The sequence below is a fragment of the Lysinibacillus sp. JK80 genome (genome assembly GCF_027557635.1).
In the GTDB taxonomy this organism is placed as follows: domain Bacteria; phylum Bacillota; class Bacilli; order Bacillales_A; family Planococcaceae; genus Lysinibacillus; species Lysinibacillus capsici.
Window position 1 is genome coordinate 3,159,474 of sequence record NZ_CP058997.1, and the last position, 26,493, is coordinate 3,185,966.

Sequence of the window (26,493 nt, forward strand, 5' to 3'; positions counted from 1 at the left end):
ATCTGCTGCTTTTTATAAAAGGCAGCAGTTTTTTTGCATGAAAAAAGCAGAGAATAGAAAACCATATGTTTTCCATTCTCTGCTCATTATATTATACAGTAGGCTCGTCTGTACCCCATTGTTTCTTCTCTTTTTTACGTAGCTTCCCATCTGATTTTTTCATTTCACGAATTTTTAATGAATACCAGATTTGAGCTGCGATACAGATTGAAGAATACATACCTGTAATCAAACCAATCAATAACGCGATAGAGAAGTTTTGAATAGATGGTGCACCAAAAATTAATAGGGCTACAACAACGATAATTACAGTTAATACTGTATTAACCGAACGACCCATTGTTTGGCGTAGCGATTTATTCACGATATTCGCCAATACTTCACGGTCATTAATGGTATCATAACGATCTAAGTTTTCCCGCATACGGTCAAAGGTAACAATCGTATCATTGATGGAATACCCAACAATTGTTAATACAGCCGCAATAAACGTAATATCTACTTCTAAACGCATGAAGCTAAAGACGGCAACAATTAAGAATACATCATGCAATAATGAAACAATCGCACCTATACCCATGCGCCATTCAAAGCGAATTGCTACATAAATGATGATCCCTATTGCTGCAAGAGAAAGAGCCTTAATCGCATTTTTTACAAGTTCCTTACCAACTGTAGGCGATACGGTACTTACTGCTGGTTCATGACCATATTTTTCGCCAGCTTCTTTTTTAAATTCTATAATTTCTGCTTGTGTAAGGTCATCTTTATAGCGAATGACTGCTGTATTACTTTTCTCACCAGAGAGTATGATATCTTCTGATGAAAAATCAATGCTATCTAGATATTTGGATACTTCTTCTTTTGTTAATGTTTGGTCCGATTCAATTTGGACACGAGTACCGCTTGAGAAGTCAATACCTAGGTTGAGGCGGAAAATACCAAGAACCACTAAACCAGCCACTAAAATGGCTAATGAGAATGTATAGAATTTCTTACGGTTGTGAACAAAGTCAAATCGATCGAATTTCGTTGATAAATCTAATGTACCAATATTTTCATCTAAACTATGCTGTTTTGATTTTGCAATACCAAACCATGCTGGACTGTTGAAATAGCCACTGTTTACAAGTAGTCCTAATAGGACACGTGAGCCCCAAACTGCTGTTAAGAAGCTCAATAAAATACTAATAATTAAAGTTGTCGCAAATCCTTTAACAGAGCTTGTTCCCCATTGGAACAATACTGCTGCAGCTAATAAAGTTGTCAACTGCGCATCGACAATGGCTGATAAAGATTGTTTAGAACCAATTTGGAAGGCTTGTTTAGCGGAATAGCCCACTCGCAGCTCTTCACGTATACGTTCTGCCGCTAAAATATTGGCATCTACTGCCATACCTATACCAAGTACAATGGCCGCAATACCTGGGAGTGTTAATACCGCATTAATCCAGTCAAAGACTACTAATACTAGGAATGTAAACACAACCAGTGAAATGATGGAAATAAAGCCTGGTAAACGATAGTAGAATAGCATAAATAAGAAAATAACTACTACGCCGACAATACCAGCAAAAATAGTACTTTTCAGTGCTGCATCACCAAATTGAGCACCAACAGAAGTTGAATAAATTTCATCTAGCTTTACAGGCAATGCCCCAGCATTTAAAATATCTGCTAAATTTTTTGTTTCTTCAACAGAGAAATTACCGCTAATCATAACATCTGTTGTATTTAATGTTTGACTAACTGTTGCTGCAGATGCATAGCGAGGCTTTGCTTTTTGTGATTCCGCTTTATAGGAATCGACACCCTCTTCAAAGTCTAACCATACAACCAGTAAATTTTGACCTGCGGGTTTTGCTGCAATTTTACTTGTTATATCAGCAAATTTTTTCGCATCTTTTAAAGTTAAGGATACAATCGGACGATTTTGTTGGTCAAAAGAGCCTTTAGCACCGTTAGCTTTCAAATCGTCTCCATCTAATAATAAATTATCATCAACATCACGGAATGTTAAATTCGCAGAAGTAGACAATAACTTACGTGCCGATTCCTGATCCTCAACACCAGCTAATTGCACACGAATACGATTTTTGTCCTCAACCTGAATACTCGGTTCACTAACCCCCATCGTATTTACACGTTCACCAAGTGCAGTGGATGTTGCTGTGACAATTTCTGGTGTAATTTTTTGTCCTTCTTTTAATTCATTTACCTCGTAAAGCACTTCAAACCCGCCCTGTAAGTCAAGACCAAGCTTGATGTCCTTTAAGACGCCGTTTACAGTCGTACTAATACCTGCTGCCAATAGCACGATAATCAGTAGGAATGCAACTATACGACTTTTTAGTTTCATCAATAAATCCTCCTCGAATTGGTGTAAGGGCTGTCCTTACACGCCAAACAAGTAACTAGCAATACCTTTTGAAACGTTTAATCCTCCTTTTCATCTAGAATCGTGTTACCTGTGCTTCAAAAAGGTTGCTTTACTTATTTCAATCGTTCATAACGCGCAAGTTTATCTTAGTATTATTAGGTACTAGCCTTCTAAATGTCAATAAAAGCAATGAAGACTTATGTAAGTAAGAACTTATTCAAAATAAAAAAAGCGCAACACACTTATTATGAAACAGGTTGCGCTTGGTGTCAATTCAACACGTATAGGATTCTTAGAATTATTGTAAAATTTGACACATCATTGATTACGTTCTGACTGGACCAAGCAGTAATTGTAACTCGTCTGTATTGACCTCTTCAAACCAATTATTACTTTGTAAAAACTCTACTTGATTAAATGAGACGATATCAGATGGTGATACCGAAAAAATGGTAGAAATGACTTCATGTAAACGTAGTTGCTCAACTTTCTTTTTACGCCATTTTTTTTCAATACAGTAGCGCCAGAGTTCTTCGGCTGTAATAGCATTATATTGATAATGCTGGAACTCTGCTATCTTACTATCAATTGCCGGACGAATCTTTTCAAATAGTTGCTCATATTGCATACTCATTTTGAATCATCTCCAATCAAAGTCGTAACGTAAGACATGCTTGCATACAAATAGTGTAAATGAATTTTTGCGGCTTGAGAAGGGACGGATGGCATGAGTTCTTTTGTACGAGGTACATTATTTTTAATGTTTGTGATTTTTTTATCTAAACTTTTTGGCTTCTTTTATAGAATGCAATTTATGCGGATTGCTGGTGAAGAGGCTGTCGGTATTTATATGACCGTCTATCCAGCGTTTATTTTCTTCATCTCACTCATTCAACTAGGACTACCTATCGCTGTGGCTAAAATAGTGGCTGAATTACTAGCAAAAAATAAACGTGAGAACATCTTTGGTGTCATGCGTACAGCTATTCTTTGGTCATTCATTGGCATGATCATTTTTATGCCACTCGTTGCACTAACAATACCATATATTTCAACAACTCTATTACATAATGAACAGACAACATTTACACTATGGATTGCACTCTTTGCTGTACCAGTATCAGTTGGATCTGGCTTATTACGTGCCTATTTACAAGGTGTTGCAAAGATTACACCGACAGCATGGGCACAAATGATCGAACAAATTGTACGTATTAGCTTCATTACTTTAATGCTACCCTATGTGGCTAATTACAATAATGCTGCTGTCACGGCTGCGGCGGCAATGGGCATTACACTGCTAGCCGAAGTTGTAGCATTCTTGTATTTATGGCTACACTATATCGTTTCCAAAAAGAAATTACTGACACGAAAAACTAAAATTGAAGGGTATCCTGCATCACCAATGTTACGTATTGCCCTTCCCTCTGCAGGCAGTAAGCTTTTTGGTTCTTTCACTTGGTTTTTAGAGCCGATTATCTTTTTAAAAGCTTTAACTGTGGCCGGTTTAACCGCTTCTGCTGCCACTATTTTATATGGTGTCATCTCCGGTGTTTTGGTGCCATTACTGTTATTTCCTGCATTTGTATCAACAGCCTTATCGATTGTGCTCATTCCAGCTGTTAGTGATGCCGTCGCTCGTCAGCACATCCCGCTATTACAGGAACGAATTTCAGTGTCCCTAAGATTGTCTTCGCTAGTGGGTTGCTTTGCTGCTACGTATTTCTTTGTGCATGGAGATGAATTAGCGATGAAGCTTTTCCATTTAGAAGAAAATCGTGGGTACGTTAAAATTTTAGCACCTATTTTTTATTTTTATTATATTCAAAGTCCTCTACACTCCATCTTACAGGCAATTGGTGAGGCAAGAGCTGCCATGATGAACTCCATCTATGGTGGGCTAGGTAAACTTTTCGTGATGTTTGTACTTGCCTCTCAACCAGGTATCCAAGAAAAAGGAGCCGTTGTAGCTATTGGCTTTGGGGTATTACTAACGTCATTCTTGCATATAGCAACAGTTAGACAACGTAAAAACCTCCGTGCTGGCTTCAGAATGTTTGTCGTGCCTTATAGTTGTTTTATTGCTGTTTGCGTCGCCCAGTATTTCCTTATTCCAATACTATCACTACCATTTATTTTAAGTAGTGGTGTGACATTATTTTTGCTATTTACCTTTTTATTATTTACCAATCAGTTGCGTATTACAGATTTCCGTTACATTAAAAAATTGGCGAAGAAAGTCTAGGATTCCTTTAATTGAATATGCAGCTTATTGTCTTCCCAAATACAAAAAAATACTGTTTCACTGTCAGTAATATTATTTTTTGCTAGCTCACCCTTTAGCCAATCCACATCTTTATGCATGGTAAATAAATGTCTCTCTTGGATATCACCGTCGATAATCAATGGATACACAAAGGCTTTTTCATCTTTTTTATAGACAGAAAGATTGCCTGAAGGCTCTAAATACGCAAAGGCTACATCTGTCACAGATGCAATTCCGTTTTCTCGTAATTGCTGACATAAATCATCTAAATTATAGCGGTGTTTTCTCATCTCACTCTCTAAAATAACACCGTCTTTTACTAATAAAGCAGGGTCACCATCCACTAGGTCACGTATTTTTTTGAACTTTAATGACAAAAAGGCACTTAATATTTGAATAAAGAGCAAAATAATGATAGGTAGTATGGCATTAAAGAGAGGATTTTTATAATCGTCTAGCGCAAAGGCCGCTACTTCTGCAATTAATACAAATACGACCAAATCGATGACTGATAATTCACCTACTTCTCGTTTACCCATTAAACGGAAAACGATGATGATAAACACATACAAAAAGCAAGTTCTAAAAATAATATGGTAATATTCTTCCATATAAACACCCCCATACTATCAAGGTGACCTTACTTATTGTTTTTTATACAGTTTTCAAGGAATAGTCCCTACTTGTTCGTACACACTAACATAGAGCTTAGATGCTTATCACAATAAACATGCAAACAAGGTGAGGACATGACAAAAAAAATAATCGTTTTCGTTTTTGTTTATATCCTTTTTCTTATTAGACCTTATCCTATTTACGGGTATCAAGAACAGGAAATACCTATTCTTATGTACCATCATTTAGAGGACAATATAAACAATACTACAGTTATTTCACCCAAAAGCTTCGAAAATCAAATGAAATTACTTAAAATGGAAGGCTATCAGGCCATTTCTGCTCAGCAATTATATGATTACTTAAACGACCAAGCGCCGTTACCTCAAAAGCCCGTGTTAATTACTTTTGACGATGGGTATTTTAGTAATTATGAAAAAGCTTACCCGATATTGAAAAAATATGATATGCATGCAGAAATCTTTGTGATTGCAAGCCGAATCCTAGAGATGAATGGAAACAATTACTATCAAAATGAAACAGCAAAGATGAGTTGGGATCAATTAAAGGAAATGAAGGATTATATTACAATCCAGAGTCATACTTGGGACTTACATTATAAATTACCTTCAAAAAATGGTAAACTAAATGGCGCAGTATTTGGTCCTAGTATTGTAAATGGGCAACTAGAGAGTCAGGTTGAATATGAAGAAAGGGTAAGAAATGATTTTATTCATTCAAGAAAAATAATCAAAGAAAAGTTAGGATATGAACCAATAGCAATAAGCTATCCTTATGGGATTTACTCACCCTCCACCATCAAATTAGCCAAGGAAGCTGGCTTTAAGATGGCCTTTGTCATACAAAATAAACATGTGAAAAAAGGCGATTCCCTATTTACGTTAAGCCGAATAACGATTAATGGCAATGATACTGGTGAGGCATTCATTCATAAATTAAAAACTACAACTGCAAAAAACATCTAAACACTGCCTTCTAATATTGTATAAAAAAGACTTACAATATAGCTATCGCCTATTGTAAGCCTTTTCTTCTTTGTTACTGATTGTCATTGACAATTCGTCCAATTGCTTGACGGTCAAATTTCACTCGTACATTGTCAGCAATTTTTAATGTCACTGCTGTGTCTTCAATTGCATCAATAACACCGTGTAAACCACCAATCGTAATGACTTTATCTCCACGTTGCAAACTACTTTGCATATTTTGTGTTTCCTGCTGTCTTTTTTTAGCTGGACGGATTAAGATAAACCACATTGCAACGAACATTAATAATATTGGTGCTAATCCTAATAATTGATCCATAATAGCATCTTGCCCCCTTTCCAAATCTCACTTTTTTAGTATAGACTATTCCACCATTAAAAAGCGATGGACAAGCCCAAAAATTTTCTCAATTACTAATATTTTTTCTATGATTGACAATATTTTGCTAGAAATATTCACTTTTTACAAAGTTTTGAATGATTTGCAAAACTATTGCTATTGATTATGGACATTAGGGGATGCCTAATGTCCTTTTTTAATTTAGCGCATGTAATGATCCTATTCGTCTAGTTTAAAAGTTTTTTGCATCTGGCCCATTAAAGCCGTATTTTTCAAAGAACTCTTCACGGAAATCACCAAGGCGATCTTGACGAATTGCCTCACGTACTTGCTCCATCAATTTTAATAGGAAGTGTAGATTATGATAGGATGTTAAACGAATACCGAACGTTTCTTCCGTGCGAATAAGGTGACGAACATAGGCACGAGAATAATTTTTACATGTATAGCAGTCACAGTTCGGATCAATCGGCCCAAAGTCACGTGCATATTTTGCATTTTTCACTACTAGACGTCCTTCTGATGTCATCAGTGTTCCATTACGTGCAATACGTGTTGGCAGTACACAGTCAAACATATCGATCCCACGAATTGCCCCATCAATTAAAGAATCTGGTGAGCCAACACCCATTAAATAACGAGGTTTATTTTCAGGCATCATTGGCGTAGTAAATTCTAAAACGCGGTTCATCACATCTTTTGGTTCTCCAACGGATAATCCACCAATTGCATAGCCTGGGAAATCTAGTTCTACTAACGCTTCTGCTGAGCGGCGGCGTAAATCTTCGTACTCTCCACCTTGAATAATGCCAAATAAACCTTGCTCCTCTGGACGCTGATGTGCTTCCTTACAGCGTTTTGCCCAACGAGTTGTTCGATCAACTGATTTCAGCATATAGTCATGTGTCGCAGGATACGGTGGACATTCATCAAAAGCCATCATAATATCAGAGCCTAAATCATTTTGAATTTCCATTGCCTTTTCTGGGCTCAAAAATAATTTATCTCCATTGAGGTGATTACGGAAATGAACTCCTTCCTCCTCAATTTTCCGGAATTGACTAAGTGAAAATACTTGGAAACCACCTGAATCCGTTAAAATTGGACGATCCCAGTTCATAAATTTATGAAGTCCGCCTGCTTCTTTGACAATATCATTACCTGGACGAAGCCATAAATGGTACGTATTGGACAGAATAATACCGGCATTCATCTCTTTTAATTCTTCTGGTGACATGGTCTTCACCGTTGCTTGTGTGCCAACAGGCATAAATGCTGGTGTTTCAAAGGAGCCGTGTGGTGTATGGACGATGCCAAGACGTGCTCCTGTTTGTTTACATGTATGAAGTAGTTCATATCGAATTGCTGGTTGTGTCATAAAATAAATAATCCTTTCTTATCTGAAGTAAAAACAGTACTCCGATTTTATCCACTATTATTTTTTGGGACGTATAAACATAGCATCACCAAAACTAAAGAAGCGATATCTTTCTTCTACAGCTTGCTGATAAGCACTTAAAATGGTCTCACGAGTGGCTAGCGTACTAACAAGCATGACTAGTGTTGATTTTGGTAAATGGAAGTTTGTGATTAACCCATCCACCACCGTAAAATTGTAGCCTGGATAGATGAAAATAGACGTCCAACCTTGTTCTGCTCGCACTTCTCCCTCATATTTAGAACCAATTGTCTCTAATGTACGAGTAGAGGTTGTCCCAACAGCTATTACCTTGCCACCGTTACGCTTTACGCGATTAATTGTATCTGCTGCTTGTTCTGTAACACTATAGAATTCCGCATGCATTTCATGGTTCTCAATCGAGTCTACACTAACGGGACGGAAAGTGCCAAGACCGACATGTAGCGTAATAAAGACAACCTCTACGCCTTTAGCCTTCACTTGAGCTAATAGCTCCTCTGTAAAATGCAGCCCAGCTGTAGGCGCTGCAGCAGAACCACGCTCTTTGGCATAAACGGTTTGATAACGATCCTTATCCTCAAGTTTTTCACGAATATAGGGAGGTAATGGCATTTCACCAAGTTGCTCTAATATTTCATAAAAAATACCATCATACTGAAATTCAAATGTACGTCCGCCATGTTCAAGCTCACCTGTACATGTAGCTGTTAATAAACCGTCACCAAATGTGATGACTGTTCCTACTTTTACACGCTTTGCCGGTTTTACAAGTGTTTCCCACTCATCTGTACCAGCCATTTGCTTCAGTAGCAATACTTCTATATGTGCACCGGTTTCTTCTTTTACACCCATTAAACGAGCAGGTAAAACTCTTGTATCATTTAGTACAAGACAGTCTCCAGCATGTAGCTCGTCTAATACATGGGCAAAATGGTGGTGCTCCACTTTATTTGAGCCCGGTGTCACGACCATTAATCGACTTGCTGTACGATCCACTAATGGTGTTTGGGCAATAAGCTCCTCTGGTAATTCAAAATCAAAATCTTCTACACGCATGAAAATAACTTCCTTCTTTATGTTTGTTGGGGATACTCATATCCAAAATGTTCGTAGGCTAAATGTGTGGCTACTCTTCCTCTCGGGGTACGTTGAATAAGGCCAATTTGCATCAAATAAGGCTCGTATACATCTTCTATCGTAACCCGTTCCTCACCAATTGATGCAGCAAGAGTATCTAAGCCTACTGGGCCTCCTCGGAATCGCTCAATCATATTGGTTACAAGTTTATGGTCAATATGATCAAGCCCTCTAGGATCTACTTGTAACAGCTCTAATGCTTGCTGTGCAAGACCCTCCGTTATCATACCATCTCCAAGCACTTGTGCATAATCTCGCACTCGTTTCAATAAACGATTGGCAATTCGAGGTGTTCCACGTGAGCGTCTCGCCATTTCCATTGCTGCTACTTGCTCTATTTCTACCTCAAATAAATGTGCACTTCTCACAACAATTTCAGCAAGCGATCGGTCATCATAATATTCTAGGCGCAGCAACACACCAAAGCGATCTCTTAGAGGAGCTGATAAAGCACCCGCTCTTGTTGTTGCACCTACAAGGGTAAAGGGAGGTAAATCAAGTCGTACAGAACGTGCTTCAGGACCTTTTCCTACCACAATATCTAAGCAGAAGTCTTCCATTGCTGGATATAATACTTCTTCAATAGCACGGGGCAGTCGATGAATTTCATCAATAAATAAAACGTCCCCAGGCTCTAGTGAACTTAAAATAGCTGCCAAATCTCCTGGACGCTCAATCGCAGGGCCACTTGTCATGCGTACGTTAACATTCATCTCATTTGCGATAACAGCCGCTAAGGTCGTTTTACCAAGTCCTGGAGGTCCATATAACAACACATGATCTAAACTTTCTTGGCGAAGCTTTGCCGCTTCAATGAATATTTGTAAGTTTTCCTTTACCTTATGTTGCCCAATATACTGTGCTAATTTTTGAGGACGTAAAGATAACTCAAACTGCTCATCATAGCTCCCTGCTTCACTTGCCATCATACGTTCAGACATGCACCTTTCCTCCTTTCCTTATTTTAATTTTAGCAGTAGTTGCAATGCTTGTTTCATAAAGGCATCTGTCGTTTCAAGTTTATCGTTATCCTCTAGCTGTGGTTTAATTTTTTCTAGCTCTTTTTCAGAATAGCCAAGAGCCATTAAGGCAAGTAAGGCTTCTTCTAATTCGTGTTTATAGGCATGCACACCAAACAAAGGTAATTCATCTTCTGCACTAGGTAATTCAAGTGTATCTAATAATGAACCAAGTTTACCCTTCAAGTCGAGGATCATTTGACGTGCTGTTTTTTTACCAACTCCAGGGAACTTCACTAAAAACGCTTCGTCCTCCCGCTCAATTGCGCTAATAACCTGTTGTGGATTACCTGTAGCTAAAATCGCTAAAGCGCCCTTTGGTCCTATTCCTGACACTAAAATAAGCTTACGGAATAACTCACGCTGATCTAGGTTAGGGAAGCCATATAAAACTTGCGCATCCTCTCGCACATGCAAATGAACATATATCTGTTGCTCAAGGGCAGATGTTCGAAAAGCAAATGGATTGGGCGTATTAAGTTGCCACCCAATCCCCTGTTGTTCCAGCACAATAAATTCAGGTGTAATACGAGTAATTTGTCCTTTTAAATAATCATACATCTATAATCCCTCACAATCATCGTCTTCGATTATAGCATATAGCGAACGAATGCTCGACAAAAAGTAGCGTCTAAACTCCATTCGCAGACAAAAATGACCGCCAATTGACGGTCATTTCTTGACAAATCTATCAATATCGTACCACAGTTTTGGCCAGTAGGTGAGGGCTCGTTTTGTAAATGGTACTAAATAATCTAAAAATACTAGCTGTTGCTCTAGTGGTAAATCTATAGCAAACAGCCATTCTCGTAATAACTCATTCGGGTATTTCAAGCGATGAAGCTTTCTTTTATCCAGTCGTTTCAGCTCAGGTAACTCTGCAAAAATCTTTCCAAGATCATAATCTACAGCAGGTAACACACGATGTAACCATAAAATATACTCGTCATCCGCTTCACCAAGGTGCGCTAAATCAAAATCAATTAAACGTAATTGTCCATCGGAGCACCATAAAAAATTATGATGAACTACATCCCCATGCAATAGCGTAATCTCTTTTTCAGGTGCATCTTCCAATGCAATCAATTGTAATGACTTATCACTATAATGCAATATTTGATCAATTTCTTCTTTCGTTAAAAATGTTCGAAACTCATTTCTTCTACTTTTAAAACGCATATGACGCATTTGCCATTTTAAAAGCTGTGAGTAGGTATGCAAGCCTGGCACGCGCTGCCAAGCAATCTTTTTATGTGTGTCATGTAAAGCGATTAGTAGTCTAAGAGATTCCTTACGATCTTTTTTATGTGCAAAGTTAGCACCGTGGCTTCCTTCTTGCCACATTTGCACAATTAACTGCTCATCATCGCTCTGAACTAATGGTAGGATCAAAGAAGGTTCCATACGTCCTAATTGGCGATGAATGGTTCTTACCTTCTCCGCAATTTCCACTTGCTTTGCACGTTTGACAAAATAATTTTTCGATCGATATTTATATTTCCAAATATTTGGCTTTACTTCTTCTACAATATACGCTTTTTCACCATCGATAAGGCGTCATCCCGCCTGGGAAATAATGCGGAGACATCCAAGGACCTGCTGCTGATGGGCATGGTGGTGGACAATGTGTCGGACATGGTGGTGGCGGGCAATGACAAGGGTCCATTTGCCAATTTGGCATCATCATTGGTTGTGTGCCACAGCCACAAGATTGACCCATGTTCATATCAGGCATCATCATTGGTTGTGTGCCACAACCACAGGATTGCCCCATATTCATATCGGGCATCATATCCATTTGTGGCTTTTGGTGATCTTGCGTATGGAAGAATGGTGATGTGGACTCTAAAAAGTCTTCCATTCCACCTACTTTATGATCTGGCATGTCATAGGACATTGGCTGCTGTGGCATCGTATAATGCTCAACCTGCGGCTGCATTGGCATCGGCCACCACATCTGATGATAGATTGGCTGATGGCAACTTGAACAATGTGGTACGGCAGGCATTTGTGGCATGATATGCATTGGTGGATGTGGTGCTGGTTGTGGCATTGGCATTGGCTTTGGTTTAGCTACAGGCGGTGGTGGCGGTGTAGGTGCTGGCGGTGGTGGTGGCTGTATTTGTACAGGTGGTGTTGTAACATTTTGCTCCATTTGTGGCATCACCAATTGCTGGTGCCAATTCATTTCCACAGGCTGCGGTACCCACATCGGCTGTTGTGGCATCTGCATTGGCATTGGCATCGGTATTGGTATCGGTATCATTTGTGGTTCTGGCATTGGCATAGGAGCTGGTGGTGGCGGTACAATTGGCGGTGGTGGTGGCATTGGTCGCTGTACCTCTTTTTTAGGACTTTCCTTTGGTGTCTCCTTATGCACTTGTGTTTCCTTTTTCGGCATTTCTTTATGTGAATCTCTATGCGGCTCTTTGTTTATTTTTTCAGGCAATATAATTTCCATGCCTGGAACAATATAATCTGGGTTGGCAAGATGGACATTGAGCCGCTTCAAATCTTCAAACGAAATGCCGTACTCTTTCGCAATCTTCCACAAGGTATCTCCCTTTTGAACAATATGAATACGCAATTTTTTCCTCCCTTCCTCTCTACGTATCATATGTTCAATGTTTCATTTGGATACAAAAATTTCAGCAAGTTAGAAAAGCTTCATGGTACACTAATTCATAAGGAACGCTGATTCCTTTATTACGAGCAGGGGTGATCTCTTATGAAAAAAATGTTAGGCGAAGAACGCCGACTGCAACTATTAGCGCAATTAAAAAAAAATAAAGCACCTATAACTGGGACAGACTTAGCAAAGTTCGCCAATGTTTCTAGACAAGTAATCGTCAATGATATGACTTTATTAAAGGCAAGAAATGAGCCCATTATTGCCACAAGCCAAGGTTATCTTTATATGCATCAAGAACAAATACAGCAAACCGTTGAACGAACATTCCCTTGCTTGCATACATCAGAGCAGACGGAAGATGAATTAATGACGATTGTAGACTGTGGCGGAACCGTCAAAAATGTCATTGTCGAACATCCAATATATGGTGAACTGACAGCCTCTATCATGGTATCCAACCGCCATGAGGTGAAACAATTTATCGAACGTGTGAATGCCACACAGGCCAACTATTTATCTGCTCTCACTGGCGGCATCCATCTACATGTCATCACAGCACCCTCTGTTGAAGTTTTAACATTAATTGAGCGAGCTTTACAAAAAAAGGGCTACTTAGTGTCAGATCAATGAATAGTAAAAGCACCGTCTGAAAAATTGATTTCAAACGGTGCTTTCTGTTTTTTAATGCTGGTTTTGTCTCGTTAAGCGCGGGCTTCCGTCCGCAGCTATTGTATTGTTCCTTTAAAGGCGAGTATTTCCCTATCAGGAAAGAAATCTTTGACGTTGAGCAGGCGTAGGCAATAAGCATTCACTTTTTTTTCCAAACAAACGATAGCGTTGCTTTGCAAATAATCGATATAATGCATTGCGAATAAATGGTGGTACAAGAATGAAGGCGTAGAAACAAGGCCACAATCCATCAAATTTACGGCAAATGTTTAACGCAGCGGTAGATTCAACAGACACTTTCCCTTGTTCAATAAGAATTACACTATCTATATTCTTTGGTATATGATATTGAGTGAGAAGCGATTGACCAGCCTCGCTTTGCAGCGATGCAAATTGAAAATAGCCAGCTTGATCATGTTTGATGATAAATTGAACAGTGCTATCACAAAAATTACAGACACCATCGAATAAAATAATCCCACCCATCTTCTTTCCTCCTCCTTCACATTACTATGCTTCGTCTGATGTTACATAAGTAAAATAGGTACCCAGTGACTTTACTTTGCAGCCTAGCGCAGCTAATTCTTCCATTGCCCCACGCATCATCGGTTCCTTTTCATCTGCTAATACATCAATCATAAAGAAATAATCACCTAATCCAGTTTTTAATGGACGTGATTCGATTTTACTTAAATTTAGCTGACGCCATGCAAAAACAGAAAGCACCTGATGTAATGCACCTGAACGATCTGTTGGTAAGGTAATCATAAATGTTGTTTTTGCTTGCCCATCTGATAGCTCTTGTGGCAATCGTTTATTTTGCTTAGACAGTACAAAGAATCGTGTATGATTAAAATGAAAATCATGGATATTCTGCTCCACTATTTCAAGACCATATTTTTCCGCTGCGGCTGCATTACCGACTGCCGCTATACACTCTTGTGGATTCTCTGATACATATTTTGCTGCTGCTGCAGTTGAAGTTGTTTGATGTAATGGTACATGACTAAAACGATAAAATAAATATTTATGACATTGAGCTAGTGCATGCGGATGAGAATAAACACCTTCGATTGACTGCCAATCATCCTTCTGCGCTTTATTGACCATTAAATGCTGCTGAATTTTCAGCAATAACTCTCCAGTTACATAAAGTGTTGCCTCATGGAATAAGTAATCTAATGTTAATGATACAGAGCCCTCTAGAGCATTTTCTAGCGGCACGACAGCTAAATCTACCTTTCCCTCTGCAACAGCCTCTATACATTCTGGAATCGTGGCACACGGTACGAGCCACTCATTTGGAAAAGTAGCCTTTGTTGCTAAGTATGTAAATGATGCTTCTGGTCCTAGATAGGCGATTCGATTTTCCCATTGTTGCTTTGTCATTGCAAATACCTCCTTTATGGCACAATAAGGAGCAGTCCCTCGTGATGAAAAACGCTTGGGACAGCTCCTTATTTGAGCTTTGTTATCGTATCTTTACCCATTGGGGTTATTCAACACGATGTTTGTCATTTTGTCAAAAATTAAAGGATTGAACACTCTCTGTGCTTATAATGCTCCAGAACTAATCACTTCCGCTGATTCCACAAAATCTAAGCGTTTTAATTGCTGAATAAGATCATCAAGATCACAAGTCATGCTTGTTACATCTAATGACAATGTAACATTCGCACGTCCCTGAATAGGGATTGTTTGATGAATCGTTAAGACATTACAATGTGTAATTGTCACAGTTTCTAAAAGCTTGGCAAGTGTTCCTTTTCTATCTTGAAGCTGTAAAAAGACTGTTAAAATGCGTTCCTGCACAATTGAATGAAAAGGAAAAACCGCATCACGATATTTGTAAAACGCACTTCGCGATAAATCCACCTGCTTTACCGCATCCCAAATGGAAGATACTGAACCACTTGATAGTAAGTGTTTCGCCTCCAAAGTTTTTTGCATTGCATCCGTTAAAACATCCTCACGAACTAAATAATATCGCTGATTCGCAACATTCTTCATACGCTTCCCCCTAAAACTCATGTCTTAATCGACAAATTCAAATTCAAACTCTTGTAGGCGTACTGTATCGCCATCTTGCGCTCCACGCTCACGCAGAGCCTCGTCCACACCCATTGCACGCAATTGACGAGCAAAACGACGTATACCATCCTCACGGCTAAAGTCTGTCATTTTAAATAAACGCTCAATTGCATAACCACTAATAATAAATGTACCATCATCATCACGTGTGATTTCGAAATCTTCACCTTTTGCCTCATGCTTGTACATTACGGTTGCGTCTGATTGCTCCTCTAGATCATCATATAGTGGGAATTCAGGCGTTACTTCTAATAGATCGGCAATGGCAAAAAGTAGCTCTTTTAAACCTTGACGTGAAACAGCAGAAATTGGGAAAATTTGAACGTCTTCTCCAACCTTCTGACGGAATGCTTGTAAATTCTCTTCTGCATCTGGCATATCCATTTTATTGGCTACGATAATTTGTGGACGCTCTGTTAAACGAAGATTATATTGTTTTAGCTCTTCATTAATTGTTAAATAATCTTCATATGGATCGCGGCCTTCCATCCCTGACATATCAATGACATGAACGATAACGCGTGTACGTTCGATATGTCGTAAAAATTGATGACCTAATCCAACTCCTTGATGTGCTCCTTCAATAAGCCCTGGTAAATCAGCCATCGCAAAGCTTCGATGGTCATCCGTTTCAATCATGCCTAAGTTCGGTACAATTGTTGTGAAATGATAAGCACCAATTTTTGGCTTAGCCGCGGAAACAACAGATAAAAGTGTTGATTTACCAACACTTGGGAAACCAACTAACCCTACATCTGCTAAAACTTTTAACTCTAATATAACATTTAATTCTTGTCCTGGCTCACCTTTTTCAGAAAGTTCTGGCGCCGGGTTGGCAGGTGTAGCAAAGCGAGAATTACCTCGTCCACCTCTGCCTGCTTTCGCAATAACTGCTCTTTGCCCATGCTCGACTAAGTCAGCAATAACGGCATTTGTTTCTTCATTCATAACCACTGTGCCTGGTGGTACTTTAACAATTAAATCCTCCGCATTTTTACCATGCATGCCTTTACTCATCCCATGCTCGCCACGAGGTGCTTTAAAATGGCGTTTATAGCGGAAATCCATTAATGTTCGTAAGCCCTCTTCTACTTCAAATACAACGTTACCACCGTGTCCACCATCTCCACCAGCTGGACCACCATTTGGTACATATTTTTCACGGCGAAAGGCTACCATACCGTCTCCGCCATCGCCACCTTTAACATAAATCTTTACGTGATCGACAAACATTTAGTTCACTCCCTATTTGCACTCAAGACATATTGCCAGCGTGTAGTTGTCTGCTCAATTGTTTGAATGTCGAATTGTTTCAAACCTTTTTCGGTGAATGCATCAGCACTCCATAACCCATTTAGCGTGAATGTCACGGCAAATGTATGATCGTCAACACGTACATCAAGCGTTAGGATCTGCTCTGTAAATGGATCTAATGTATCATAAACATGCATAACTGTTTTGTTTAAATAATCTACAACTTCCTGATCAATATCATTGGTCACAGGCTTTTTTATCTCACCGCTTAGCTTCCAAGCTAATGATGGGTAACGCCATCCTGCTGTTTGAAGCCATTCAATTGTTTGTGGTAATTGTAGTCGATTGAGGATAGAAAATACTCGTAATTGTTCTGAATAATGTTGAATAAGTTTTTTCGATTCCTCGATTCTACCTAAATCTAAATTCATGCGAATCAGTTGCAGTTGATTCACATAATCATGATTTGCAAAACGTAATACTTCACTAATGGTTAGTGATTGATTGTTCATCCCATTCACTCCAATAAAGTTATCCTTACTAGTATAACAAGTTTTGCTGTATTTTTCCCTTAATTCTTTAATCAATTATACCTTGGTGTCATTGCGTCCAATCGGCTTTTTTGAAATTTAGCCAAAAAAAGGACTGCAATAAATGCAGTCCTCCGCTTTATGTTATCTTATAAAAGATTAAGCTTCTTGTGTTGTTGGATAAACAGATACTTGTTTGCGATCGCGACCTAAACGTTCAAATTTAACAACGCCGTCAACTTTAGCAAATAGTGTATCGTCACCACCACGACCTACGTTTGTACCTGGGTAAATTTTTGTACCGCGTTGACGGTAAAGAATTGAACCACCTGTTACGAATTGGCCATCAGCACGTTTTGCACCAAGTCGTTTAGACTCAGAGTCACGTCCGTTTTTAGTAGAACCTACCCCTTTTTTCGATGCAAAAAGTTGAAGGTCTAATGCTAATAATAATTTCATCGAGTTCCACCTCCTACTTGGTTGTAGTTGATTTGGATGTATTGTCCGTAATTTTGCACCATAGAATACACTTGGGCAGTCATTACTTGAACAATTAACTGTAGTTTTGCATCTACTTCAGGCTCTATGTCTGATGGTAAATCTACCTTGAGATATCCTCCACCTTCAGCAGCTTGTTCGATTTCTGGCTGAATTTGTAATAATGCATAAATAGCATTCACTGTACCAATGGCTATAGTTGATGCTCCTGCACATACTAAATCCTTACCAGATTCATCATAACCAGCATGTCCTGAAAATTCGAATGCTGACACATGTCTATTTTCATCGTGATGAATCGTAACTTGTATCATTCGCTATACCTCACAATTAAGCGTTGATTGCTTCAACAACTAATTTTGTGTAAGGTTGACGGTGACCTTGTTTACGACGGTAGTTCTTTTTAGCTTTCAATTTGAAAACAACGATTTTTTTCGCACGGCCTTCTTTAACAACTTTAGCTGTTACAGTAGCGCCTTCTACGAATGGAGCGCCAACTTTAACGTTTTCGCCACCTACGAATAAAACTTTATCAAAAGTTACAACCTCATCAGCTTCTACGCCTAACTTTTCAACATAGATTTCTTGACCAGCTTCTACTTTGACTTGTTTACCACCAGTTTCAATAATTGCGTACATTTTACTGCACCTCCTCTTAGACTCAGACTCGCCTGTTTCATAAGGTGATCTTACTAGACACTTAAACCTTTACAGAGCGGTTGTAGTAGCACGGGTGCTACAAACAATAACATTAAAATATTACCACACGAATTTTTTCAAGTCAATCTATTCATAACATATTTTTCAAAAGCAACTCGGTATTTTCGATAACGCCATTCTTTCAACACTTGCAACCAAATGAATAAATTTATGATGGCTAAAAAAATAGATTGTGGCAAGAACTTGAAAGTGACAAGTAATAGTATAGTAGCTACGATGAATGATAACCAATAATATAGCTCTATCACGTGAGCTCTTGGATATTTTAAAAATAGGCAGGCTAACAATATCCTTCCACCATCTAACGGTATGATGGGTACAATATTTACAGCCAATAACACGAGTTGTACATTTATAAGCTTAGTAGCGAGTAAATCAGGCATAAAAAAAGCGAGGCCAATCCCAATAATCGTAGCGATTGGCCCTCCTAATGCAATCCATAGGAGTGACGAAGCTTGCACAACCGCTGGATTTTCAAATTGAATTTCTCCCCCGTATGGTGTAATTACGCAGGATTTCACCTTCACTCCACACATTACTGCCGCAACTAAGTGACCAGCCTCATGCCACAGTAAGGAAAACAGAATGATCGCGTAATAGGCTAATTGGCCACTAAAAATCATGACAAATACGAGAGGGATACACAGAAGATGTAATTTAATCCTCATTGGTCTCCGTCGTTTCAAGCCATTGTACAATTTGCTCTAAATCATAATGGGCATCTCCCTTTTCGATGGACACATAAAGTTGACCCGCTTCTTTCGTGCCAATTAAATCATTTGCTTGAATAGATGTGTATGGTAGTTGAGCTAAACTATCTAACATACCATAGGAAACGGTTGTACCATCTTCATAGCTGATGGTCATGGTCTTACCTGTGTACTTTGTATGGCCAGTAAAAACGACTAATCCATTTTGACCAGCATAGATAGGTAAGCCAACATCATACTGCAATAGATAGCCTTCTTTAAACACTTGGGCATTCGCAAATGTTAAAAGATCTGCCTGCCCTACATCACTAGAAACCATGATGGTCTCTTTTTCTTTTTCGAACCAGCTTTGTCCAAGCTCACTTAAATACGTTAAATCAGCAGAGGTTGTAACAAGCTTCCGAACAGGTGTATCCACTACACCCTGGTCCTCTAAACGAATTACAAGCATGATCGCCGCCACAAGAAGTATCGTGACAAACCATTTCCATTTTTTAAACAAGCCCTCATCCTTTTTTCCTCACTATATGTGATTGCATGTCCAAACATGCACAAGAAAAAACCTTCTCGTACAATTGCACGAAAAGGTTTTAATTTATTTTGAGAAAAGGGCTTTAAGTTTTGAAAACATCCCTCTTTGCTCATCTTGTATAGCCATTAATGGCACTGATTCACCAAGAATACGACGGGCAATATTTCGATAGCCTAATGACGCTTTATTTGAGGGGTCCATTACAATTGGTTCACCTTTATTAGAAGATGAGATGACGCCTTCACTGTCTATAATAATGCCTAATAAATCAATAGATAAATGAGTTGTAATTTCATTGACATCCAGTGTGTCACCACTCTTCATCATATGTTGTCGAATACGATTAATGATGAGTTTAGGTGCTGTTATCTCTTCCTGCTCCAGTAAACCAATAATACGATCTGCATCACGAACAGCAGAAATTTCAGGTGTTGTGACAACAATCGCATGATCTGCACCAGCAACAGCGTTACGGTAGCCTTGCTCAATTCCCGCTGGGCAATCGATTAATACATAATCATAGTCTCTTTTCAATTCCTCTACTAAGCTCTTCATTTGCTCAGGGGTAACAGCATTTTTATCTGTTGTTTGAGCAGCAGGTAATAAAAATAGTTTCTCATCTACGCGTTTATCCTTAATCAATGCTTGATGAATTTTACAGCGTCCTTCCACCACATCGACTAGGTCATAAATAATACGATTTTCAAGGCCTAAAATCACATCTAAATTACGCAGGCCAATATCTGTATCCACTAAACATACTTTTTTACCTTGTAGAGCCAATGCAGTCCCAAGGTTAGCCGTTGTCGTTGTTTTACCGACACCGCCTTTACCTGAAGTTATGACGATCGCTTCTCCCACACTAGCTTCCTCCCTTAGACACATTTAACAATGGTCGAATATTTTTTAAGGCATGAATTTGATCGTACGTAATGCGTCCATCGTAGCCAATAAATGCACAAGTCATTTCTACTTGATTAATCGCTTTTACATGTTCATCTGACATTACCTGAACTTGATCGGCAATCATGATATGCGTGGCTTCAAATCGAGATGCTGCAATGATTGCTTCTTTATTGCCTTGCATACCAGCATGTGCAATCCCTTTAAGTCTACCTAGGACATATACATTACCTCCAGCCTCAACACGACCGTTTGGATTGACATTTCCTATGATAGTAATATCCCCGGATGAACGCAGAATTTGTCCTGATCTGACCACTCCTATATATGTATCTTGTTGGCTTTCAAACATCTTCTGGTTGCTTTCGTGGACAGTCAGTACTTCACTTTGCACCTTCGATACAATAAGCTGTTCTGTTTCTTCTATAATTTTTATAAGTTCATTTAATTGTTCTTCAGTACAGTATCGATAGCCTAAGTATAATTGTACATCAACTTTACCATCGATACCGCCCTCTAAAACCTTATTCTTTAATTCTTCCACTAGTTCACCATACGCACATTGGTCGTCTAGGCGTAGTACAAAACCGTCCTTCGTTCCCTTCATATTAACTAACTGTTTTTTCATGAATGCCTCACCTCACGTTGTTCTTTGTTAAGAAACCTCACGTGCTCTCTGTAAGACACGCGCATTAATTAGATACTTGAAGGCCCACCCAAGAATCATTAAAAATAAAGCATTCGCAATGATTGTTGGTAGTAGTCGTGAACGTAAGAAATCCGCTAAAGGAATTGCTGTAAAATCGATTAGGAAAAAGAATTGATAGAGAATAAATTCTAAAATCGCTACTAGTACAACTGAAATTGTAGTTGTTACAACTAAGTGCTGATGTATAACTTTCACGATAGACCCTGCCAAAAAACATATAAGTGGATAAAGTACTGAATATAATCCAATAATATCAATGTAAAACACATCATACAAGACACCAAAAAAAAGTCCATACATTACCGCACGTTGACGGCTGTAATAGATGGATATAAAAATAAGGTATAAGATTAAAAAACGCGGTACCAGAAAATAGACTTCCCCTTTAATTTCAATCGGGGAAAGCATAGCAAATTCTGGTTCTAACAGGAAGAGTAAAACCGCTACAGAGGGGATGAGAAATCGAACCATCACTCCGCCTCCTCTTCACTTGCCTCTTGCGGATTCGATAAATCCTCATTCGTTGCATTGCCATCTGATCCATCAATACTTGTGGATGTTCGCTTGGCAATCACAACATGCTCTAAAATTGAAAAATCAGCAGATGGTTTGACATACGCCATTTTCGTTAAACCAAAGTCATCTGTACTAACTTCCGTAATTTCTCCTATCGGCACTCCCTTAGGGAAAATACCACCAAGACCTGAAGAAACTACTTGCTCGCCTTCTTTCACCTTCATGCTAGAATCGATTCGCTTCATAATGAGTTCATTACGTTCTTCATCAAAGCCCTCGATTAAACCGTATGCTTCTTTTTCTCCTAGCACCATCGCGGAAACACGATAGTTTGGATTATTTGTATTTAAAAGCTCTACCTCAGATGTGAAAGGTGTAACTAGGGTAATTTTCCCCACTAACCCTTTCGCGGTCATAACTGCCATATTTTTTTTGACTCCATGAGAAGACCCTTTATCTAAAATAATTTTCTCTTCCCACTGGTCAGGATTTCTAGCAATCACTGTTGCTTGAATTGGATTAAATGCCTTTAAGCTCTCAGTTTTATCCAAAAGCTCTCGAAGCTTGTTATTCTCTGATTTTAAATCCGTAGCCTCAGCTTGTACAACTGCAAAATCTTCTAAGCGTGCTTTTAAACGTTTATTTTCTTCGTACGTGTTTAAGAGGGAGTCAATACTATTAAAAACACCATTAATATAATTCGCCGGCTTCGCAACAAGCGATTGTGCGAAACCGACAGTATCTTTAATAATTTGCTCTGGTAAAGTTGCATTCGTCCGATCACGTAATGAGAAGCTAATCAATGCCACAAGAAAAACCATGCCTATGAGCAGCAAAATTACTTTCTTATTGAAAAAAAAGTGTGGCATTGCCTAAACCTCCTTACCCTTTAACTTGTTGTTGACGAATTAAGTCGATATGATCTAATGCCTTACCTGTACCAATCGCTACACAGTCTAAAGGATCTTCTGCAATGAATACTGGCATATTTGTCTCTTGACTGATTACTTTGTCTAAGTTTGTTAGCAGTGCCCCACCACCAGTTAATACAATACCGCGCTCCATTACATCAGCAGATAATTCTGGAGGTGTTTGTTCTAATGTTTTACGAACACCGTCAATAATAGAGGAAACCGCTTCACGTAATGATTCAGAAATTTCCTGTGAAGAAATTTCGATTGTTTTCGGTAAACCTGTTAACAGGTCACGTCCTCTAATATCCATTCGTGCTTCTGGTCCTTCTGCCAATGCCGTACCAATTTCCATTTTTACGGCTTCCGCTGTACGTTCACCAATTGTTAAATTATACGTTTTACGGATATACGAAATGATGGATTGATCCATTGCATCACCACCAACACGTACAGATTCACTCGTTACAATACCACCTAAAGAAATAACGGCAACTTCTGTTGTACCTCCACCGATATCAACAACCATTGACCCTGTAGGATCCCATACAGGAAGATTTGAACCGATTGCTGCTGCAAATGGCTCTTCGATTGTGAACGCCTCTTTTGCACCTGCTTGTCGTGCAGCATCAATAACAGCACGCTGCTCCACTGAAGTAATACCATAAGGTACACAAATCATAACATTTGGTTTTTTCCAGTTGCCTCCAGAGTTTTTACATGCTTCTTTTAAATAATACTCAATCATTGCTGTTGTAATATCGAAGTCAGCAATAACGCCATCTTTCATTGGACGAATCGCTACGATTGAGCCAGGTGTTCGACCAATCATATTTTTCGCATCATTACCAACGGCAACAATATCCCCTGTTTTTGTATTTTTTGCTACAACTGAAGGTTCACGTAATACGATTCCCTTTCCTTTAATAAACACTAATGTATTCGCTGTGCCGAGGTCAATCCCGACATCTTTGCTTCCTAGTCCAAACAAATTGTGTACTCCCTTTCTATATAAGCCATACTTTCGTTGACATCCAATATATTTGACGACAATGTATAGGAAATTGAATTGTGTAAATACACAATTGACTCCTTTCAACGTCCATAGCACCTGTCAAATTTTTTTATCTCCAGTCAGTTGGTAGTTTACACCTATGAAAAAACTACACACTCATTCACCTCACCACCAATTTTGATGGGAGTCCTCCCTGAATAAAGATAAAATTCATACCGTTCATTATAACGGAAAAACGCAAGAATTTGTAGTATCACATACTTCAACTCACAGAAAAGATACTATTTTAATTCCCTCTTAAACTAAAAATAGTACGTATAGATTAGCATATAATTTTTATTCCCATAAGACAATGTGTATCAGGCTACCAATTTTTGTGAAGATAATTGCTTTTCTATGAATACATTAACGTTATGTAAGAAAAAAGGTTCGCCAATATACCACAAAAAAATACAAAAATTTTATGACTGGTTATAATTAAGGTCATTTATAGTAATAGAATCTTCTATACAACAAAATGGATTCATCATAAAAAACTCTGCATATTGTATGCAGAGTTAAAAATATCCTTTTTCCTTTAAACTAATATATTGATGGTCGCCGATGATGACGTGATCAATTAACTCTATCCCTATAATATAGCCTGCTTCAACAATTCGCTTTGTTACTTCAATGTCCTCCGTGCTCGGTGTTGGCACCCCACTTGGATGGTTGTGGGCACATATAATAGAAGCGGCAGACCTTTTGACAGCTTCTCGAAATATTTCTCTAGGATGAACGATGGATGCATTTAAACTGCCAATGAAAATCGTTTGCTTATGAATAATTTGATTTTTTATATTTAAAAAAAGCACTACAAAATGCTCCTGATTAAGCGAGGTCATATCAGGCATTAAGTAAGTTGCTGCATCTTGTGGAGAACGTATTGTGAATTTCTCATCATTATGTTTTTGAGCCAGTCTTCTACCAAGTTCAACAGCAGCCATTAATTGAATGGCTTTCACCTCGCCTATTCCTTTAATAGCCATCATTTCTTCGATGGTTGCATGCTTCAAATGATGGAGTCGTTCAAAAACATTTAACACCCTATTTGCAAGAACAAGCACAGATTCTTCCTTTGTGCCTGTCCTCAATAAAATAGCGAGTAGCTCTTGATTCGATAAACTTTCAGCCCCTTGTCGTAATAGCCGTTCACGGGGGCGATCCTCTATATTGACATCACGTATCATCAAAGTTGGTAAAGCGTCTTCTAGCAAAAATATTCACTCCTTCGCAAATTGGACTATCTGTAGATCCACCAATTGCGAAAACAAAGTTGCAAGTGGTAAACCTACAACATTGTTATAATCTCCTTCAATTCTTTTAACTAATAGTGTACCAATCGTTTGAATGCCATAACCACCCGCTTTATCAAAAGGATCTCCTGAATCTACATAAGCTTCGATTAATTCCTGCGATAGACGGTGGAAAACAACTGTAGTCTCTTCCACAAAGGTCGTTTCCTTTCCATTCGGTTCGATTATAGCGACCGCAGTCATCACACTATGTTTGTTATTTGACAAACGTAATAAGTGAGAAATAGCTTCCTCACGCGTTTTAGGTTTATGTAGTAGCTCTTGATTGTAAACAACGATTGTATCTGCACCAATAATCGTGGCATTAGCTGCTTTTTTGGCTACATCACGCGTCTTCAATAAAGCTACTCCTTTTACATAATCCTGCATTGTATGAGCTTGTACACTTGTTTCTTCCACTTCACTTGTCAAGACTTCAAACGGGAGTGCTAGCATGTTAAGCAATTCCTTGCGCCTAGGGGAAGCAGAAGCAAGGACAAGCTTATGATTTGTTTTTAACATTATCTGATCATTCCTCCTTATCCTTATGATACAGAAGAATGCACAATTTGAAAATTTTCAAAAAAACAAGATAATGAAGATTTCATTATTTTTTATTGTTAAAACTTCACTTGAAGACACGTATTTTTAGATTGGTAATGTGCAAAAACATGCAGACGAATGATGTTGATATCGTTGGAAATAGTAGAGGCCGCTGCGCCAATGGACTGCCAATCCTCAGGTAGCGTTGAGTCCTTGCCATTTTCCTTAAAATTTAATTTTGCGGCATTTTTATCTGCTAAAGCAGTTGGTAGTTCTGCCAAGGTAGGTTCTTTACAGCTTTCACCACTGACGCTAAATGCCTTTTTAAAGGTTGCGGGGTCCTGTAAAAATTTTAGCTGACTTTCCTCCGTCACCATGCTTGTCCATACATAAAACTTGTCATCAACTTGAACGATCGCGCTCTCTTTTAAGGCAGGATACTCAGCAACAAATGAACTTGCGCTCTCATAGTTTGAATACACGCCAGCTTGGCTTGCATAAAACATCGATGCATTAGATGTATTGGTTGTCTCCCCGGCAGTTGGAATCGTTTCTGTTTGTGATTGATTATTTGCCACTTCACTACCATTTTTCTTTAAAGGTAACTGTGTGCTGGCTTGTAAAACGCCCAGAAAAATTGCTACACCTAATAGACCAACAAATCCACCAATAATCATTGCTCGAAATATTTGTTTTTTCATCACATGACTTACAATTTTCATTCAACTATCACCTCATCCTT

Annotated in this window: 31 protein-coding genes and 1 other annotated feature; of the genes, 3 read left to right on the top strand and 28 right to left on the bottom strand. The window is 38.7% G+C overall.

The window, feature by feature from the left end; translation table 11 throughout:
* Positions 1–91 precede the first annotated feature (91 nt).
* Positions 92–2,359: a protein translocase subunit SecDF gene (gene secDF, locus HXV90_RS15880; protein WP_269897586.1), complete on the bottom strand. Its 2,268-nt coding sequence runs from the start codon at positions 2,357–2,359 to the stop codon at positions 92–94.
* 346 nt (positions 2,360–2,705) lie between these two features.
* Positions 2,706–3,014: a post-transcriptional regulator gene (locus tag HXV90_RS15885; RefSeq protein ID WP_004226703.1), complete on the bottom strand. Its 309-nt coding sequence runs from the start codon at positions 3,012–3,014 to the stop codon at positions 2,706–2,708.
* Positions 3,015–3,107: 93 nt separating this feature from the next.
* Here HXV90_RS15885 and HXV90_RS15890 point away from each other — a divergent pair, with 93 nt between their 5' ends.
* Positions 3,108–4,625, top strand: a complete 1,518-nt coding sequence (locus tag HXV90_RS15890; protein ID WP_004226701.1) for a putative polysaccharide biosynthesis protein — start codon at positions 3,108–3,110, stop codon at positions 4,623–4,625.
* Here HXV90_RS15890 and HXV90_RS15895 read toward each other — a convergent pair.
* On the bottom strand, positions 4,622–5,257 hold the full coding sequence (locus HXV90_RS15895) for a DUF421 domain-containing protein (protein WP_257960613.1): 636 nt from the start codon (positions 5,255–5,257) through the stop codon (positions 4,622–4,624). The two genes, HXV90_RS15890 and HXV90_RS15895, sit on opposite strands and share 4 nt — an antisense overlap.
* Before the next feature lie 138 nt (positions 5,258–5,395).
* Between HXV90_RS15895 and HXV90_RS15900 the strand changes: the two genes are divergently transcribed.
* The gene (locus tag HXV90_RS15900) at positions 5,396–6,247 is read left to right on the top strand and encodes a polysaccharide deacetylase family protein (RefSeq protein WP_269897587.1); all 852 of its coding nucleotides are present in this window, start codon (positions 5,396–5,398) and stop codon (positions 6,245–6,247) included.
* A 73-nt stretch (positions 6,248–6,320) separates the two neighbouring features.
* Here the strand turns inward: HXV90_RS15900 and yajC are convergent, their stop codons facing one another.
* From yajC to HXV90_RS15935, 7 genes are all read right to left on the bottom strand, one after another.
* Positions 6,321–6,587 carry a preprotein translocase subunit YajC gene (yajC, locus tag HXV90_RS15905; protein WP_004226696.1) on the bottom strand — a complete coding sequence of 89 codons (267 nt, stop codon included), beginning with the start codon at positions 6,585–6,587 and terminating at the stop codon, positions 6,321–6,323.
* A gap of 253 nt (positions 6,588–6,840) precedes the next feature.
* The gene (gene tgt / locus HXV90_RS15910; RefSeq protein ID WP_016991901.1) at positions 6,841–7,986 is read right to left on the bottom strand and encodes a tRNA guanosine(34) transglycosylase Tgt; all 1,146 of its coding nucleotides are present in this window, start codon (positions 7,984–7,986) and stop codon (positions 6,841–6,843) included.
* Positions 7,987–8,043: 57 nt separating this feature from the next.
* On the bottom strand, positions 8,044–9,084 hold the full coding sequence (queA, locus tag HXV90_RS15915) for a tRNA preQ1(34) S-adenosylmethionine ribosyltransferase-isomerase QueA (RefSeq protein ID WP_221679909.1): 1,041 nt from the start codon (positions 9,082–9,084) through the stop codon (positions 8,044–8,046).
* 17 nt (positions 9,085–9,101) lie between these two features.
* Positions 9,102–10,106: a Holliday junction branch migration DNA helicase RuvB gene (gene ruvB, locus HXV90_RS15920; RefSeq protein ID WP_004226692.1), complete on the bottom strand. Its 1,005-nt coding sequence runs from the start codon at positions 10,104–10,106 to the stop codon at positions 9,102–9,104.
* 18 nt (positions 10,107–10,124) lie between these two features.
* Positions 10,125–10,745, bottom strand: coding sequence for a Holliday junction branch migration protein RuvA (gene ruvA, locus HXV90_RS15925; RefSeq protein ID WP_048395174.1), 621 nt, complete (start codon positions 10,743–10,745; stop codon positions 10,125–10,127).
* 111 nt (positions 10,746–10,856) lie between these two features.
* On the bottom strand, positions 10,857–11,636 hold the full coding sequence (locus HXV90_RS15930) for a phosphotransferase (protein ID WP_048395172.1): 780 nt from the start codon (positions 11,634–11,636) through the stop codon (positions 10,857–10,859).
* An 88-nt stretch (positions 11,637–11,724) separates the two neighbouring features.
* Positions 11,725–12,771: a LysM peptidoglycan-binding domain-containing protein gene (locus HXV90_RS15935; protein WP_048395169.1), complete on the bottom strand. Its 1,047-nt coding sequence runs from the start codon at positions 12,769–12,771 to the stop codon at positions 11,725–11,727.
* A 141-nt stretch (positions 12,772–12,912) separates the two neighbouring features.
* Between HXV90_RS15935 and HXV90_RS15940 the strand changes: the two genes are divergently transcribed.
* Complete coding sequence (locus HXV90_RS15940; RefSeq protein WP_054550028.1) at positions 12,913–13,446, top strand: transcription repressor NadR; 534 nt, start codon at positions 12,913–12,915, stop codon at positions 13,444–13,446.
* Positions 13,447–13,578: 132 nt separating this feature from the next.
* On the opposite strand, the gene HXV90_RS15945 is transcribed toward HXV90_RS15940, so the two are convergent.
* From HXV90_RS15945 to HXV90_RS16030, 18 genes are all read right to left on the bottom strand, one after another.
* Positions 13,579–13,971 carry a thiol-disulfide oxidoreductase DCC family protein gene (locus tag HXV90_RS15945; protein ID WP_048395166.1) on the bottom strand — a complete coding sequence of 131 codons (393 nt, stop codon included), beginning with the start codon at positions 13,969–13,971 and terminating at the stop codon, positions 13,579–13,581.
* 24 nt (positions 13,972–13,995) lie between these two features.
* Positions 13,996–14,874, bottom strand: coding sequence for a prephenate dehydratase (gene pheA / locus HXV90_RS15950; protein ID WP_048395164.1), 879 nt, complete (start codon positions 14,872–14,874; stop codon positions 13,996–13,998).
* Between the two features lie 165 nt (positions 14,875–15,039).
* Positions 15,040–15,495, bottom strand: coding sequence for an ACT domain-containing protein (locus HXV90_RS15955; RefSeq protein WP_004226679.1), 456 nt, complete (start codon positions 15,493–15,495; stop codon positions 15,040–15,042).
* 24 nt (positions 15,496–15,519) lie between these two features.
* On the bottom strand, positions 15,520–16,809 hold the full coding sequence (gene obgE, locus HXV90_RS15960; RefSeq protein ID WP_054550027.1) for a GTPase ObgE: 1,290 nt from the start codon (positions 16,807–16,809) through the stop codon (positions 15,520–15,522).
* Positions 16,810–16,814: 5 nt separating this feature from the next.
* Complete coding sequence (locus HXV90_RS15965) at positions 16,815–17,342, bottom strand: Spo0B domain-containing protein (protein ID WP_048395160.1); 528 nt, start codon at positions 17,340–17,342, stop codon at positions 16,815–16,817.
* Between the two features lie 177 nt (positions 17,343–17,519).
* Positions 17,520–17,819, bottom strand: coding sequence for a 50S ribosomal protein L27 (rpmA, locus tag HXV90_RS15970; RefSeq protein WP_016991892.1), 300 nt, complete (start codon positions 17,817–17,819; stop codon positions 17,520–17,522).
* Entirely contained in the window at positions 17,816–18,172 is a 357-nt protein-coding gene (locus HXV90_RS15975; protein WP_016991891.1) for a ribosomal-processing cysteine protease Prp, read from the bottom strand. Before HXV90_RS15975 ends, rpmA begins: the two co-directional genes overlap by 4 nt.
* 16 nt (positions 18,173–18,188) lie before the next feature.
* Positions 18,189–18,497: a 50S ribosomal protein L21 gene (gene rplU, locus HXV90_RS15980; protein WP_004226667.1), complete on the bottom strand. Its 309-nt coding sequence runs from the start codon at positions 18,495–18,497 to the stop codon at positions 18,189–18,191.
* Between the two features lie 14 nt (positions 18,498–18,511).
* Positions 18,512–18,589 (bottom strand) — a sequence feature (ribosomal protein L21 leader region).
* 45 nt (positions 18,590–18,634) lie between these two features.
* A complete protein-coding gene (locus HXV90_RS15985; RefSeq protein WP_048395158.1) occupies positions 18,635–19,246 on the bottom strand; it encodes a zinc metalloprotease in 612 nt (203 codons plus the stop codon).
* Positions 19,236–19,790 carry a M23 family metallopeptidase gene (locus HXV90_RS15990; protein WP_269897588.1) on the bottom strand — a complete coding sequence of 185 codons (555 nt, stop codon included), beginning with the start codon at positions 19,788–19,790 and terminating at the stop codon, positions 19,236–19,238. The genes HXV90_RS15985 and HXV90_RS15990 overlap by 11 nt, the downstream gene beginning before the upstream one ends.
* A 93-nt stretch (positions 19,791–19,883) precedes the next feature.
* Complete coding sequence (minD, locus tag HXV90_RS15995) at positions 19,884–20,681, bottom strand: septum site-determining protein MinD (protein ID WP_004226660.1); 798 nt, start codon at positions 20,679–20,681, stop codon at positions 19,884–19,886.
* A gap of 1 nt (position 20,682) precedes the next feature.
* Positions 20,683–21,351, bottom strand: coding sequence for a septum site-determining protein MinC (gene minC / locus HXV90_RS16000; protein ID WP_004226657.1), 669 nt, complete (start codon positions 21,349–21,351; stop codon positions 20,683–20,685).
* Positions 21,352–21,378: 27 nt separating this feature from the next.
* Complete coding sequence (gene mreD / locus HXV90_RS16005; protein ID WP_004226656.1) at positions 21,379–21,903, bottom strand: rod shape-determining protein MreD; 525 nt, start codon at positions 21,901–21,903, stop codon at positions 21,379–21,381.
* Complete coding sequence (gene mreC / locus HXV90_RS16010) at positions 21,903–22,817, bottom strand: rod shape-determining protein MreC (protein WP_048395155.1); 915 nt, start codon at positions 22,815–22,817, stop codon at positions 21,903–21,905. The genes mreD and mreC overlap by 1 nt, the downstream gene beginning before the upstream one ends.
* Before the next feature lie 13 nt (positions 22,818–22,830).
* Entirely contained in the window at positions 22,831–23,850 is a 1,020-nt protein-coding gene (locus HXV90_RS16015; RefSeq protein WP_048395153.1) for a rod shape-determining protein, read from the bottom strand.
* 581 nt (positions 23,851–24,431) lie between these two features.
* Positions 24,432–25,103, bottom strand: coding sequence for a RadC family protein (gene radC / locus HXV90_RS16020; protein WP_175400705.1), 672 nt, complete (start codon positions 25,101–25,103; stop codon positions 24,432–24,434).
* 33 nt (positions 25,104–25,136) lie between these two features.
* Positions 25,137–25,730: a Maf family protein gene (locus HXV90_RS16025; RefSeq protein ID WP_066036508.1), complete on the bottom strand. Its 594-nt coding sequence runs from the start codon at positions 25,728–25,730 to the stop codon at positions 25,137–25,139.
* Positions 25,731–25,828: 98 nt separating this feature from the next.
* The gene (locus tag HXV90_RS16030) at positions 25,829–26,473 is read right to left on the bottom strand and encodes a hypothetical protein (RefSeq protein WP_004226648.1); all 645 of its coding nucleotides are present in this window, start codon (positions 26,471–26,473) and stop codon (positions 25,829–25,831) included.
* Positions 26,474–26,493: the final 20 nt, after the last annotated feature.

Coding starts and splice junctions, on each gene's coding strand:
- secDF (WP_269897586.1), bottom strand. CDS start 2,359: ATGAAACTAAAAAGTCGTATAGTTGCATTCCTACTGATTATCGTGCTA.
- HXV90_RS15885 (WP_004226703.1), bottom strand. CDS start 3,014: ATGAGTATGCAATATGAGCAACTATTTGAAAAGATTCGTCCGGCAATT.
- HXV90_RS15890 (WP_004226701.1), top strand. CDS start 3,108: ATGAGTTCTTTTGTACGAGGTACATTATTTTTAATGTTTGTGATTTTT.
- HXV90_RS15895 (WP_257960613.1), bottom strand. CDS start 5,257: ATGGAAGAATATTACCATATTATTTTTAGAACTTGCTTTTTGTATGTG.
- HXV90_RS15900 (WP_269897587.1), top strand. CDS start 5,396: ATGACAAAAAAAATAATCGTTTTCGTTTTTGTTTATATCCTTTTTCTT.
- yajC (WP_004226696.1), bottom strand. CDS start 6,587: ATGGATCAATTATTAGGATTAGCACCAATATTATTAATGTTCGTTGCA.
- tgt (WP_016991901.1), bottom strand. CDS start 7,986: ATGACACAACCAGCAATTCGATATGAACTACTTCATACATGTAAACAA.
- queA (WP_221679909.1), bottom strand. CDS start 9,084: ATGCGTGTAGAAGATTTTGATTTTGAATTACCAGAGGAGCTTATTGCC.
- ruvB (WP_004226692.1), bottom strand. CDS start 10,106: ATGTCTGAACGTATGATGGCAAGTGAAGCAGGGAGCTATGATGAGCAG.
- ruvA (WP_048395174.1), bottom strand. CDS start 10,745: ATGTATGATTATTTAAAAGGACAAATTACTCGTATTACACCTGAATTT.
- HXV90_RS15940 (WP_054550028.1), top strand. CDS start 12,913: ATGAAAAAAATGTTAGGCGAAGAACGCCGACTGCAACTATTAGCGCAA.
- HXV90_RS15945 (WP_048395166.1), bottom strand. CDS start 13,971: ATGGGTGGGATTATTTTATTCGATGGTGTCTGTAATTTTTGTGATAGC.
- pheA (WP_048395164.1), bottom strand. CDS start 14,874: ATGACAAAGCAACAATGGGAAAATCGAATCGCCTATCTAGGACCAGAA.
- HXV90_RS15955 (WP_004226679.1), bottom strand. CDS start 15,495: ATGAAGAATGTTGCGAATCAGCGATATTATTTAGTTCGTGAGGATGTT.
- obgE (WP_054550027.1), bottom strand. CDS start 16,809: ATGTTTGTCGATCACGTAAAGATTTATGTTAAAGGTGGCGATGGCGGA.
- HXV90_RS15965 (WP_048395160.1), bottom strand. CDS start 17,342: ATGAACAATCAATCACTAACCATTAGTGAAGTATTACGTTTTGCAAAT.
- rpmA (WP_016991892.1), bottom strand. CDS start 17,819: ATGAAATTATTATTAGCATTAGACCTTCAACTTTTTGCATCGAAAAAA.
- HXV90_RS15975 (WP_016991891.1), bottom strand. CDS start 18,172: ATGATACAAGTTACGATTCATCACGATGAAAATAGACATGTGTCAGCA.
- rplU (WP_004226667.1), bottom strand. CDS start 18,497: ATGTACGCAATTATTGAAACTGGTGGTAAACAAGTCAAAGTAGAAGCT.
- HXV90_RS15985 (WP_048395158.1), bottom strand. CDS start 19,246: ATGAGGATTAAATTACATCTTCTGTGTATCCCTCTCGTATTTGTCATG.
- minC (WP_004226657.1), bottom strand. CDS start 21,351: ATGAAAAAACAGTTAGTTAATATGAAGGGAACGAAGGACGGTTTTGTA.
- mreD (WP_004226656.1), bottom strand. CDS start 21,903: ATGGTTCGATTTCTCATCCCCTCTGTAGCGGTTTTACTCTTCCTGTTA.
- mreC (WP_048395155.1), bottom strand. CDS start 22,817: ATGCCACACTTTTTTTTCAATAAGAAAGTAATTTTGCTGCTCATAGGC.
- radC (WP_175400705.1), bottom strand. CDS start 25,103: ATGATACGTGATGTCAATATAGAGGATCGCCCCCGTGAACGGCTATTA.
- HXV90_RS16025 (WP_066036508.1), bottom strand. CDS start 25,730: ATGTTAAAAACAAATCATAAGCTTGTCCTTGCTTCTGCTTCCCCTAGG.
- HXV90_RS16030 (WP_004226648.1), bottom strand. CDS start 26,473: ATGAAAATTGTAAGTCATGTGATGAAAAAACAAATATTTCGAGCAATG.